Annotated in this window: 9 protein-coding genes; 5 read left to right on the forward strand and 4 right to left on the reverse strand. The window is 62.5% G+C overall.

The window, feature by feature from the left end:
* The first annotated feature begins 110 nt into the window (after window positions 1-110).
* From EI291_RS14640 to EI291_RS14650, 3 genes are all read left to right on the forward strand, one after another.
* Window positions 111-623, forward strand: a complete 513-nt coding sequence (locus EI291_RS14640; RefSeq protein WP_148103414.1) for a hypothetical protein — start codon at window positions 111-113, stop codon at window positions 621-623.
* A gap of 82 nt (window positions 624-705) precedes the next feature.
* Window positions 706-1,137: a hypothetical protein gene (locus EI291_RS14645; protein WP_125421365.1), complete on the forward strand. Its 432-nt coding sequence runs from the start codon at window positions 706-708 to the stop codon at window positions 1,135-1,137.
* Window positions 1,138-1,152: 15 nt separating this feature from the next.
* Window positions 1,153-1,869: an RsiV family protein gene (locus EI291_RS14650; RefSeq protein ID WP_125421368.1), complete on the forward strand. Its 717-nt coding sequence runs from the start codon at window positions 1,153-1,155 to the stop codon at window positions 1,867-1,869.
* A gap of 867 nt (window positions 1,870-2,736) precedes the next feature.
* On the opposite strand, the gene EI291_RS14655 is transcribed toward EI291_RS14650, so the two are convergent.
* Together EI291_RS14655 and EI291_RS14660 are read right to left on the reverse strand one after the other, a co-directional pair.
* Complete coding sequence (locus tag EI291_RS14655; RefSeq protein ID WP_125421371.1) at window positions 2,737-3,486, reverse strand: LytR/AlgR family response regulator transcription factor; 750 nt, start codon at window positions 3,484-3,486, stop codon at window positions 2,737-2,739.
* A 130-nt stretch (window positions 3,487-3,616) separates the two neighbouring features.
* A complete protein-coding gene (locus EI291_RS14660) occupies window positions 3,617-4,885 on the reverse strand; it encodes a sensor histidine kinase (protein ID WP_125421374.1) in 1,269 nt (422 codons plus the stop codon).
* A gap of 264 nt (window positions 4,886-5,149) precedes the next feature.
* Between EI291_RS14660 and EI291_RS14665 the strand changes: the two genes are divergently transcribed.
* Window positions 5,150-7,780: a DUF5686 and carboxypeptidase regulatory-like domain-containing protein gene (locus EI291_RS14665; protein ID WP_125421377.1), complete on the forward strand. Its 2,631-nt coding sequence runs from the start codon at window positions 5,150-5,152 to the stop codon at window positions 7,778-7,780.
* 352 nt (window positions 7,781-8,132) lie between these two features.
* Here EI291_RS14665 and EI291_RS22900 read toward each other — a convergent pair whose 3' ends face one another.
* Both EI291_RS22900 and EI291_RS14675 read right to left on the reverse strand, forming a co-directional pair.
* Window positions 8,133-8,576, reverse strand: a complete 444-nt coding sequence (locus EI291_RS22900) for a hypothetical protein (protein ID WP_125421380.1) — start codon at window positions 8,574-8,576, stop codon at window positions 8,133-8,135.
* 453 nt (window positions 8,577-9,029) lie between these two features.
* On the reverse strand, window positions 9,030-10,259 hold the full coding sequence (locus EI291_RS14675; RefSeq protein WP_170172654.1) for a replication initiation protein: 1,230 nt from the start codon (window positions 10,257-10,259) through the stop codon (window positions 9,030-9,032).
* A 1,068-nt stretch (window positions 10,260-11,327) separates the two neighbouring features.
* Here EI291_RS14675 and EI291_RS14680 point away from each other — a divergent pair.
* Entirely contained in the window at window positions 11,328-12,341 is a 1,014-nt protein-coding gene (locus EI291_RS14680) for a helix-turn-helix domain-containing protein (RefSeq protein WP_125421386.1), read from the forward strand.
* Window positions 12,342-12,405 lie beyond the last annotated feature (64 nt).

Consider the following 12,405-nt stretch of genomic DNA (forward strand, 5'->3'; position numbering starts at 1 on the left):
CAGAAGCCGTTGCTATCTTTCCCCGATTCATCAAGAAGATGCGCACACATCCTTCAGCAAAAGCTAAGCAGCAGATTCCGCGGCCGGCCATGAGAAAATGGCGTCTACTCTTGTCCAGCTGGCTGCTACTGCTACCGTTTGCCGGGCAGGCACAACAGGCAGGCGTAGCCGAAACTGCCAGTTCTGTGCGCACGTTCGTGCAGGCCTTTTACGGCTGGTACCTTCCCAAAGCCTCGACGGGCGGCGCTGGCAGAACCTGGCAGACGGCCCTTGAGAAGAAGGCGAATTGCTTCAGCCCGGAGTTGCGCCGCCGGCTCCGCGCCGATGCTGCCGCCCAGGCCAAGGTAGCGCATGACCTAGTCGGCCTCGACTTTGATCCGTTCCTCAACAGCCAGGACCCAGACCCCTATTACCGCGTAGGGAAAGTAGTTCGCAAGGGCCAGACGTACATGGTCGAGATTCGCCGCGTGGTTCCCGGCACCGCGGGCCAGCGGGCCGTGCTGGCAGAGGTTGGCGGCACGGCACGGCAGTGGTACTTTGTTAACTTTCGCTACCCGGAAGGCCCCGACCTGCTTACCTTACTCAAAACGCTGGAGAAAAGCCGCACGACCAGTTTCCGCTAACGTGACGGTATCTTTCATCGGATCATATACCCCACCGCCACCAAATAGACTGGAGCAGTAATCAATAGGCGTATCCCCCATCATGTCTCTACCCCTATCCGGCCGGTATGTCGGCCTGTTGCTGCTGCCGCTGTTGGTGGCCTGTCAGCCTGATAAGCCAATCCAACAACCGTCCGCATCACCAACCGCCCGGCAACTCCCCGCAGAAAAGCCGGCTTCGGCTCCTTTCCGCGGGTGGCGGCGCTATACCGGGCAGGTAGGGTCTTATCCGGTGGTAGTTGAGCTAACCTTCGAGGATACCGCCACGGTCGGCTCATACTACTATGCGCGCCATGGCGGGCTAGTGCCGTTGCGGGCGCAGTCTCCGGGGCCAGGACAGGCACTGCGGCTGCGCGAAGGAACCGCTGCAACCAGCAGCGGCACCTGGGAGGCGGTGCAACCCGCCGGCCCGGTGCTCAGCGGCACTTGGCGCAGCCCCGATGGCCGACGGCAGTTGCCGTTTTCGCTGCGGTAGGAGTATGCCGGGGCCGTGCGCTACGAGCAGGTCGGCTTCAGCCGCGAAGGCCAGCTGCCCGCCGACTCTGCCGTGTGCGGTATTCCGGGCCGGGCCGTGAAATTTTCGCTGCAAGGAGTGCAGTTGCTCGATACCGGGAGCAGCCCCGCCCTCCAACGGATCCAGCAGCAGCTGTTGCCGGTGCCCCCCGCCCAGCTGGAGGCCTACGTGGCCCGGCAGGTGGCCGACAACGTGGGCGACTGCACCGAAACCGAGAAATCGGCCTGGGTAAGCTACAATGCCGACCACCTGCTGTCCGTGACTTCGCTGGAAGTGGTGTTTGCCTTCGGCGCCCCACACCCCACCCACCACTTCACCTCGATGACCTTTGACCTGCGGACGGGTAGCCAGCTGCGCCTAGCCGATTTGCTGCGCCCCGGCTATGAGCAGCCGCTGCGGCAGCTACTAACGAACCGGCTATTGGCCGATCCCAGCTACGGCGACTTTTACCGGGGGGAGCAGGAGGAGGGCCAGCAGCGGTGGCTGGACGAGGCCGGGCGGCCGCAACAGCTGGTGCCGTTGCCGGCAGAGGGGTTTGTGCTGACTCCCGCCGGGCTGGAGTTCACCTGGAACGAGTACACTATAGCCCCGTACGTGATGGGCCCGCAATCCGTGGAACTCAGCTACGCCGACCTGCGCCGGCTGGTTCGGCCCTCAGGGCCCCTGGCAGCGGTAGTTGCACGACATAAGTGACAAGGAAATCCAGCAGATTAACTTACTTCGGTCGTCGCACATGCACTCTCTATTCGGATGCACTAGGCTGTGTCTGAAAACTCCAAAACAGTGATGCTGAGCTTACCGAAGCATCTCTACCGCTTCGGGTGAACCGTCTGATAAAGCGGTAGAGATACTTTGGCAAGCTCAGTATGACGTTCAGCGAGTTGCAAATGACTTTTCAGACACAGCCTAGTAAAAAGCAGAGAAACGTGGGTATTGAGAAGGCAATACCCACGTTTACAAGAGCTTGAAGTATACACGTCATTGGCTTTTGCGGCAGGAATCATTTCCAGCACTGTGCGTCGCATCTCAGCCGGTTCCGGAGGAATTTGACGGGTTTCGGGGGAAAGATCTCCGGCTCCTCAGGATAAATTATAGAGTAGACGTGGGGCTGGGTAATGAGCATGGGCTGAGTAGCCGGCGCATTTCCACCGCTGACTATATAAGGAGCAGCAAGTAGGCGTCAACGAAATTGCGCAACGCCAAAGTCACGCTCCATAAATACCTGCGTCACCAAGGCGTCGTCATCCACAGTCACTGAAAAGCGGCAGTAGCTAAGGTAACCGAATGATTTTTGTGCCTATTCGTAGGTCAAATTCCTTAACGTGCTATTTATTTCGTTTTCTGAGAGGTCCCCAGATTGTACTAGCAGGGCTGGGGCCAGCAGTGATTATTAACGATGATACTGCTTGAGCATAGCAACCTGCTATAATGACTGCGACAAGCGGCTGGCTGGAGCCTAATGCAGCACAATGCCTTACCTGTCCGGCGCAGTAGGGCCCCGCAGCCCAACTTTATCGGGCGCCTGGCCCCGGGGCTGCGCTAACTATCATTGACAATCGACTACAGCAGATTGCAGGCCCGGATCTGCTGCATGAGCGCGTCCCGGTACGTTTCGCCTATAGGCAACAGGCGCCCCCCGATCTGCACCTTGTTGCGCTCCAGGTGCTCGACGCGGTCCAGCGCCACCAAAAAGGATTTATGGATGCGCACAAACCGCTGGGCCGGCAGCACCTCCTCTACCCGTTTAAACGACTGCAGGGTCAGAATTTTGCCCCCGTCTGCCGTGTATAGCATCAGGTACTCCTTCATGCCCTCGATGTAGAGGATGTCGTCGAAGGCCACGCGCTGCAGGCGCTGCTCGTTTTTCACAAACATGGCTTCCGCCGCCCGCTCTCCGGCCTGCGCGGCGGCTGACGCGGCCGGAGCCGGGGCCAGCATGCTCTGCGCACGCGTGACGGCCTGCACAAACCGCGGAAACCCGATAGGCTTGAGCAAATAGTCAATCACGCCCAGCTCGTAGCTCTGCAGAGCATACTGGTCGTAGGCCGTGGTCAGGATCAGGCGGGGGCCGGGGGGCAGCACCCGCGCCAGCTGCAGGCCGGTGAGGCCGGGCATCTCAATATCGAGAAACACCAGGTCAACGAGCGTGGTCTGCAGAAAGGCCAGCGCGGCCAGCGCATCGTGGAACACGCCCGCCAGCTGCAGGCCCGGCATCTGGGCGCAGTAGCGCTGCAGCATGGCCGTGGCCAGCGGCTCATCATCCACGATAAGGCAGGTGAGCCCGCAGGCGGCAGACAGAGAGCTATCCATAGCGCGGATCCGGTGGGAAGTATACGGTAGAAGGCCGAAGGTAGTGAGTAGGCGCGGAAAGGACGACACCGGGAAACAACGACAGGCCGCCCATTCCCGGTTAAGGCCCGGCGGCGTCAGGCCACTGCCCTCAGCCGGGCAAAAAGGCCCGGTGGGAGGCCGTGTGACCGGACTGAGTGGGCGCAGCGTAGGCGCTGGCCGCTTCCAGGGTAAGGGTGATGTGGTAGTGCCCATTGGCTTCGGCCACGTGCAGGTGGTGCCGGTCCGGGTACAGGAGCTGCAGGCGGCGGCGCAGGTTGACCAGGCCGACCCCGCCGCCGGGCTTGCCGGGCGAAGTCTCGGCGGTGCGGCGCACGTCGTTGCGCACGGCAAACGTGAGCCGGTCGGCGGCCAGCGTCAGGCGCAGATCCACGGCGTGGGGGCGGGCGCGCAGGTCGCCGTGCTTAAAGGCATTTTCCACCAGCGGCAGCAGCAGCATGGGTGCCACCGGAAACCGGGCCGCCTCGGGCGCCTGGATGTCGAAGCGCAGACACCCGGCTGCGGCCGACGGCAGCCGCAGCCGCTGCAAGCTCAGAAAGCTCTGGATGTGCGAAATCTCCTTTTCCAGCGGCACGTGGTCGGCCGCCGATTCGTAGAGCTGGTAGCGCATCAGCTCAGCCAGCTGCAGCACCGCCACGGCCGCCGGCGCCTCCGCCGACTCCTCGCTGGTGAGCGAGTAGATGTTGTTGAGCGTGTTGAACAGAAAGTGCGGGTTGATCTGGGCCTTGAGCAAACTCAGCTCGGCCGCCAGGTGCTGCTTTTCCAATGCCTCGCGGCGCTGGTTTTCCTGCTGGCGACGGGTTTGCTCGTGCTGGTAGTCGGCCGTCAGCCGCAGGTAAAAGCTCAGCAGCAGCACCAGCAGCGAGGTAATGGCCACCCCACCGCCCGCGTCATTCATGTTAACGCCCAGCATAAATCCCACACGCCCGCTGGGCGTCATCGTGGCCACCTGACGGACAATTTTTTCACTGAGTGGGCGGGTCCGGACATTCAGCACCGTGCAGCTGGCAATCCGCACCGCAAACGTGAGGGACAGCGCCAGCAGCAGTACCCCCAGAAACCGGGTCAGCGAGGTGCGGGACAGGTACCGGGGAATGATGACGTACCAGTTGCCGTAAAACAGCGCCGCGTAAGCCCCGCAGGTCAGCGCCACGTCAGCGGCCGCCAAAGGCCACGACCAGGACTGGCGGCGCATGGCCACCCCCCAGAACAGGGTGTTGCACAGCAGCATCAATCCCCACAGCAGCAGGTGCACTGATGCCGGAATAGGTTGCGCTGCTTCGGCCCGGGGCAGCAGCGGCTGCTCCGACGAGGGCGGCCGGAAACGCGGTATGGGCAGAACATCAGGCAAAAAAGGCATCCGGAAGCGGAGAAGGGGCCGCAGCGGGCGGCCAGTGAAGCGCTAAAAGTAACAAGCCCGGCGGCCAGGGTCAGATTTTTCAACCAATTGGCTTCAACCGGCTACCAAGCTGCCCGCATCGGCAACCAATGCGGCTTCGCCCCGCCGCCTTCCGGGTGGTAAGCTCAACCGGTGTGTTGCCCATTATCCAGCCCGTATTCGTTGAAAAAACCGGACGGGGCCACGGTCGGCGCAATAGGTTTGAGCCTCTCTAACCTGTTGCCTATGTCCTCTATCGTACGCGTTGTTCTGTTAATAACCGTTTTTGCCTGGGTCTTCAGCCTGCCCGCCCGCGCCGGCCTGGCGCGGGGCCACGTGCGCGACCAGGCCGGGGCCGGCCTGGGCTTTGCCGCCGTCGCCGTGCGCGGCACGGCTCTGAGCACCGCCACCAACGAGCAGGGTGCTTATCAGTTACGCCTGCCCGCCGGCCGCCACGAGCTGGTATTCCAATACGTGGGATACCAGACGCAGACTGCTTCGGTGCGCGTGCCAGCCGGCGACTCAGTGGCCGTGCTCGACGTGGCCCTGATCCAGCTCAGCGTGCAGCTTGGGGAAGTGGTGGTGCGCTCCACCGACCGTGACCCGGCCTACGCCCTAGTGCAGCAGGCCATACGCTGGCGCCCCTACCACCAGCGCGAGGTGGCCGCCTACCGGGCCCGCACCTACCTCAAAAGCGTGTTCGGCCTGCGCGAAATTCCCGGCAAGCTGCTGGGTATGCGGCTGCCCGCCCCCGAGCCGGGCACCGACCCCAAAGTGCTGCGCCTGGAGGAAACCGTTACCGAGCTTGGCTTCCGCCAGCCCGGGCCGGTGCAGGAGCGGGTGCTGTCAACCCGCGTGAGCGGCCGCAGCCAGGAGTTTGGCCGTGGCCGGGCCAGCAACCAGTTCTCCATCTACCAGAACCAGCAGCGCGTCAACATTGCCGCCCAGGCCCTGGTGTCGCCCATCGCCGACGGGGCCCTGCACTACTATACCTACGAGCTGATAGGCACCACCCGCCAGGATGGCCTGACGCTGCATCAGATCCGGGTAGCGCCCCGCCGGCCCCAGACCCCGGCCTACAGCGGGATGATCTACCTCGTCGACGGCACCTGGCGCCTGCACAGCGTACAGCTGACGGTCAGTCCGCAGCTGCTCAAGGATGGGTTTGAAAGCCTACGCGTAGAGCAGCAGTATATGCCCGCCCCCGGCAGCCCCGACGTGTGGGTGCTACAGTCGCAGAAATTCCAGTTCAGCTTCTCCTTTCTGGGCATAAAGGGGGGTGGCACCAGCCAGCTGGTGTACCTGAACTACCGCCAGGTCGTGCCCACCTTCGCCCGCCGGCCCGCTGATGAGATGACGGCCCCGGTCGCTACCCAATCGGCCGCGAATAGCATCCAGCCACAGGCCCCTCTGCCCGGGCCCGCCTTGCGCGGGCTGGCCCGCCGGGCCCGGCAGCAGGTCCGGCGGGCGGCCCTGCCGGCCGATAGCCTGGACCTGCGCCCCGGCGAAGTGCAGCGCGTGGAGGCCGGGGCCAACACCCGCAGCGCCGCCTACTGGGACCAGATCCGGCCCGTGCCCCTGACCCTGGACGAGCAGCGCGACTACCGGCTGCGCGACAGTCTGGAAGCCCATCGCAGCTCCCGGGCCTACCAGGACTCGGTGGACCGCCGCCAGAACCGGATTCATATAAGCCGGCTGCTGCTGACCGGTTACACCTGGAACAACTCCTTCCGGCAGCGCCGCTTGCAGGTAGCCCCCCTGGGCGAGTGCCTGGCCTACAACACGGTGGAAGGCGGCGTAATCCACGCCCTGGGCACCTACCAGCAGCAGCTCAGTGGCGGGCGCGTGCTGCAGCTGCGGCCGGCCCTGCGCTACGGGGCGGCGGCCCGCCTGCTGAGCCCCTATCTGGCCGTCTCCTACGAGTACCAGCCCCAGCGGCGGGCCGTGGTGGAAGTGGGCGGAGGCCGCCGCATCGTCGATTTCAACGACCGGACCCAGCTTACCCCGCTCGTCAACACCCACTACACGCTCTACCGCAGCCGCAACCTGGCTAAGCTCTACCAGTTGCAGGATATATCCCTTGGGTACGGCCGCGACCTGACGGCGGGCCTGCGCCTGTACACCCAGGTGGCCTGGGCCGACCGCCTGCGCCTGCAGAACCATAGCGCGGCCCGCATCATCGACGTGCCCGGCCGGGAGTTTACTTCCAACGAGCCCGTGAGCCAGGAATCCGGCCCCGCCGCCTCCCGCAGCCAGGCCCTCACGCTGGCCCTGGAGCTGAGCTGGAAACCCGGCCAGCAGTACATCAGCCAGCCCGACAAAACCATCATGCTCGGCTCGCGCTTTCCGCTGCTGCGCCTGCGCGCGGTGCAGGCCCTGGGCGGGATACTAGGGGCAGATGTGCGCTACACGCAGGTCCTGGCCGGGCTCGACCACACCCAGGCCCTGGGCCGATTGGGGGTAGGGCAGCTTTCGGTTACGGGCGGCGGCTTTCTGGGCTCGCCCCGCCTGGAGTTCATGGACTACCGCCACTTTGCTGGCAACCAGACGATACTGCCCACCAACTTCGGCCGCTTCCAGCTGCTCGACTACTACGCTTTCAGCACCCGCCGGCAGTTTTTGGAAGGCCACTACCAGCAGTTTTTCCGGGGCGTACTGCTGAACCGGGTGCCGCTGCTGCGCACCCTTAAGCTGCAGGAAGTCGGCTCGGTCCACTACCTGCACACCGCCGCGCTGGGCCATTACCTGGAAGTAGGCGGCGGCCTGCAGCGCGACCTGCTGAGCCTGCACCTGCGTGCCGACGTGGTGACAACTGTACTACCCGGCCAGGCCCCGCGCGCCACCGGGCCGCGCCTGCGCGTGTGGCGTGATCTGTAGCAGAGAACAGCCAGGCTGCTTGATGCCTTGGACGGACCGGCGACAGAGCAACAGGTTATGTGGTGGTCTAGCTAAACTAAGCAGAGCTATACCGTTGTTTGAATTCTGGTTTATAAGTGGTTATTAGACAGATAACCGATTGATGAATGGACCGTTAGGCATTGTAGCAGGCGTTGTAGTGACTGATTCCGAGCTTGGCTTCCGGCCAAGCCGCGAGAAATGCCGCCGTTGGGCCACCCGGCTTTGAAACGGCTCCAAAAGAATTCGGCGTGGGCGTTGTCGTAGCAGTTGCCGCACCGGCTCATGCTTTGCACGGTCCTATAGCGGGCCAGCAAGTCCTTGAATCGGGTGGTCATGTACGGGCTGCCCAAGATGACGCCGCAGCGTCACTTAAGGCGGAATGCACGATGAGACCCGCCGGGGGCCTACATACCACCAGGGCCCGGCGCAGCGCTTCGCTCACCATGTATGCCGGCATCGTGTCGCCCACGTCCAACGAGTTGCCGCGGCAGCACCCAAACCGGCGATTTTGCGCGAACAACGGGCCAGCCACACAGCCAAGTAGAGCCAGCCGCCGCTCTGGCGCGGCAGGTAGGTGATGTCGCCCATCTGACCCGGTGCGGAGCCACAGGATCCGGCTGGCCGAGTATGCGGCTAGGGTATCGTTACCCTCGAATACGAGTATCTTATCCCGGCCCAGATCCTCTCCCTTTTTGAGGGTGTAGCCACAGTGGCTCAGCAGCTCGGGCAGTTCCACCTGCTCCTTAATTTTCTGAAAGGTCAGCTCGTGTTCCATGGCTTAGGGATGGATTAGGCCGGAAAATGCCCGGAAAAACGAAGCGAGGAAACGAGCTTCCGGGCTCGGGGGCAGATAGGATTGGTATGCAAGAAGCTAGCCCGCTAGCGGCGCGGACCCCGCGGTTTCGCCTGCGCGGTTTGCGCTTTGGCCGGAGTGGGCTCCACTGTCTTGGTAGCGGCCGATACGGTTTGCTCCGTCTTCGGTGCCTGGCGCTGGGCCAGCTCGTGCACGGCCGGACGATGCCCACAGCCAAGCCCGCTTCCGATAGATTCCGCAAGAAATCCGGCACGTGTACCCTCTCCACCGCCAGCCGCGGATCAGCCCATGACGCACCGTGCACGTCCCTCGCCGCTATCCGTAGCCGGGGACCGGGCATCCGGGTTACCAGCTACCCATCCAATGGCCCACTGACGCGGACAGTAAACATGCCATCATGGGCAGACACTGCAGCTAGCCCGGGTTTTTGACCAGCCACTGGCCCTGCCCGGCATCCTCTACCAACTTGAAGCCCTGGCTGAGGTACACCTGCTGCAAGTGCGCGTCGAAGGAGCAGCCCTTGTGCAGGTTTTTAGCCACCAGGGTCCGGTACATGGATTCTACTTCCTCCAGCCGGAACCGCACTGCCTCCTGCGCGGCGTTTTTGGCTTTGGCAGCCGGCGGCCGGGCTGGGGTAGCCCGGCGGGTAAACTCCTCAAACTCTCCCAGCAGATGTCCCTTCGTAACGGCCGAGAAGATGGATCCGGCCAGGCTCTTGACCTTGCCCAGACGGTGCTTGTCGCGCTGGGTGCGTACCACAAACCGGACGTACTCCGGCATCACCTGCCCCGCCGCTACCAGCTCGGCAATGGCCGTGCGGCTGCTGGCCGCCAGCCCTGCCTGGTGCAATGCGGCCTCCCAGTCGGCCGCCTCGGCAGAAGCTTCCAGCAGCATCGTATCGGGCTGGCCGGCCACGGGCGGAAAGTTAAACCGGATAACGGACACCGACTTGCCTTCCCGCACCAGCTCGTAGGTGAACGGCAGGTCCGTTTCGCCCAGCTCCTGCCGGGCCCGGTCCAGCACGCGCAGCCGGAACAGCGGAAACTGCTTGTACTGCCCCTCCAGGCTGAGCAGGCGCTTGAGCTCCTCCACTTCCACTGCACGGCTGCCAAAGGCGGCGTACTCCTTCAGCAGCCAGTAAATCCGGTACGAATGCGGACTTTTCAGCTTGAGCAGCTGCACTACCTGGGCTTTGGTGAAGTTCCGCTGCAGCTGCAGCAGATAGGGCATCACCTCATCGTTGAAGCGCACGTACAGTGCCCCTTCCTCTCCCCGGTACTTGGCGTAGGCCATCAGGGGTATTTTGTCGAAGTCCGGGGAGTTGGTGCGCCGGGTGGTTTTGCGGGCCGTATCGGGCCGCTCAATGTGCAGAATCCGGCTCACCAGCTGGTCGCACATGCCGGCCACCTGCTGGTAGTCCTTGCCGCTGGGCCGGCGCCCGGACAAGGCCACAATCTCCGTGAGCGGAATGCGCATCTCCCGGAACTCGCTGTCATTGCGCCCGATGCGGGAAAGCATAGCCATGAATAGGCGCATCTCCACCGTCGATAAATCAAACCGCGCATTTACCAGCGCGTTGTGCTGCACAACAATCTTGCTAATCGGCTCTTCCGGCCGGGGCGGGTCAAATAGTGTGGCTTGCATAGTGAATAGCGGCGGTGGGGAAAGTAAAGATGGGGCTTCCCCGGTTCTATTACAAGCCTGAGGAGTTGTAATAGATGCGCGGGCTCCCGCCGACCCGCTACTGCGGACACTTTGCCCCCCGCGTGGTTTTTGTAATAGGTCGTCGTGCTTTTGTAATAGGCTTGCGTGGTTTTTGTAATAGATGCCGGCCGTTTCTGCGTGGTTTTTGTAATAGATCCTTCGTGCTTTTGTAATAGGTCCACGTGGTTTTTGTAATAGATGTTCGTGGTTTTTGTAATAGATAACCCTCCGCATAACCTCACTATCAGTTAGTTACACTACCTATAAACCTATAAACCTTATAAACAGAGGAAACAACCAGGTTTAAACAGGTCGTTTTTTTGAAAAAGGCTTTTAAAGGGATAATGAAAAACCTCCGGAACCGGCCCCCACGTGGGATAAGGTGGTAGGCACCGGGGGGCGGGCCGCGGCCGTCGTGGTTTTTGTAATAGATGCCGACCCACACCCGCTCCCCACATACTTACTTTTCAGCTGTAATCAACTATTCGTAAATATTTGATTACAATATATTTATAAGCATTGCACAAGTGCGCTACCGACCGGATATTCTGGCAGCGGGCTTCCTGTTTTACGCCCGCTATCTATTACCAAAACCACGCAGCCACTACTACCTCACCGGCCCGCAGCCGGTGGGCACCTATTACCAAAACCACGACAACTCCGCTGCGTGCTTTCGGTTACCACCTAGCCGGAGCAACAGACGTCTCGCAGCGTGCAGCCCCGGCTGAAGTAAAGCAAACCGGCGGCAGAGGTTGTCGTGGTTTTTGTAATAGATAGCGCTGCTCCACTCAGGCCAGGGTAGCATCACTATCGGCACGGATACAAGCGGCTGGACCTTTTCGAGCGCAGCTCCACCAATGACCACAGCGTGTGCTGCCCGGCGGCACTGGTGCGGGCTGCCCAAACTGGGTAGCTTTGCCGTATCCACTACATCCGCTCTCGGCCCGGTACCCTACCCTACCCTACCCTACCCTACCCTACCCTACCCTACCCTACCTGTTATCGTCCATGAAAACGCCCTCAGGTAAACGCCCTGCCGTTCCGGTGCTGTCCGGCCGAGCCTACCATCAGCTGTTCTTCCAGGGCGAGGGCCGCTCCCTGGCCCCCGTGCCCAGCGGCAGCACCACCATTGAGCACTTCGAGATTCACCGGCGCGACGATTTTCGCTACAAGTGCAAGGATACCATTGAAGCCAACCGCCTGGACTTCTACCTGATCTTCATCGTGACGGGTGGAGAGGGCGTGCACACCTTCGGGGCCGAAACCCACTACGTGCGCGAAAACATGCTCTGCTTCATCGGGCCCCACACCATCACCAGCTGGCAGACCACCGTACCCGACCACCAGGGCTATTTCTGCGCTTTTTCGGAAGACTTCTTCAACGTGGACCGCGCCGATAAGGGCCTGCTGCGCAGCCTGCCATTTTTCCGCGTGGGCGGCGGCGCCAGTACCCTACCGCTCACGTCCGAGCAGACCCGTTATTTTCTGGATCTGCTGCAGCACATGGAAGCCGATTACCTGGCCGGGCCCGCCGCGCACGCCGCCCTGCTGCGGGCCCAGCTGCAGCTGCTGCTCCAGCGTGCCTATGCCCTGTATCAGCAAGTCAGCCCCCAGGCGGAGCAGCGCCACTCAGCCGGCGTGGCGCTCACCAACGCGTTTCTGGCGTTGCTTGACGAGGACCTGGCCCGGCTGCCGGTGCGCCAGACCTCCGTGGCTCACTTCGCCGACCGCCTGCACGTAAGTCCTAACCACCTCAACGACATGGTGCGCGCCCACACGGGCCGCTCGGCCGGAGCCGTGGTGCAGGGGCTGCTGCTGCGTACGGCCACCGCCTATCTGGTCGGAACGGCCCTGCCGGTAGCCGAGGTGGCCCGGCTGCTGGGCTTCGCCAGCGCGGCCTACTTCGCCCGCTTTTTTCGCCGCCACACCGGCCAGAGTCCCTCAGCCGTGCGCGCCAGCGGGCCGATTGTGGGCGAGCTGCCCTCAAAATCCGTGAAAAGTGCTGGTAGTTCCGTAAAGTAAGCTCAACCGCCAGGCACTCGTTCCGTGTTGTAAAGCCGTTCAACCATTCCTGCTCCGGCGGGCC

It is taken from the genome of Hymenobacter rigui (assembly GCF_003944715.1).
In the GTDB taxonomy this organism is placed as follows: Bacteria; Bacteroidota; Bacteroidia; order Cytophagales; family Hymenobacteraceae; genus Hymenobacter; species Hymenobacter rigui.

Bases quoted from the DNA above. Each gene is read 5' to 3' on its own strand.
- EI291_RS14655 (WP_125421371.1), bottom strand. From the start codon at position 3,486: ATGGATAGCTCTCTGTCTGCCGCCTGCGGGCTCACCTGCCTTATCGTG.
- EI291_RS14665 (WP_125421377.1), top strand. From the start codon at position 5,150: ATGTCCTCTATCGTACGCGTTGTTCTGTTAATAACCGTTTTTGCCTGG.
- EI291_RS14660 (WP_125421374.1), bottom strand. From the start codon at position 4,885: ATGCCTTTTTTGCCTGATGTTCTGCCCATACCGCGTTTCCGGCCGCCC.
- EI291_RS22900 (WP_125421380.1), bottom strand. From the start codon at position 8,576: ATGGAACACGAGCTGACCTTTCAGAAAATTAAGGAGCAGGTGGAACTG.
- EI291_RS14645 (WP_125421365.1), top strand. From the start codon at position 706: ATGTCTCTACCCCTATCCGGCCGGTATGTCGGCCTGTTGCTGCTGCCG.
- EI291_RS14680 (WP_125421386.1), top strand. From the start codon at position 11,328: ATGAAAACGCCCTCAGGTAAACGCCCTGCCGTTCCGGTGCTGTCCGGC.
- EI291_RS14675 (WP_170172654.1), bottom strand. From the start codon at position 10,259: ATGCAAGCCACACTATTTGACCCGCCCCGGCCGGAAGAGCCGATTAGC.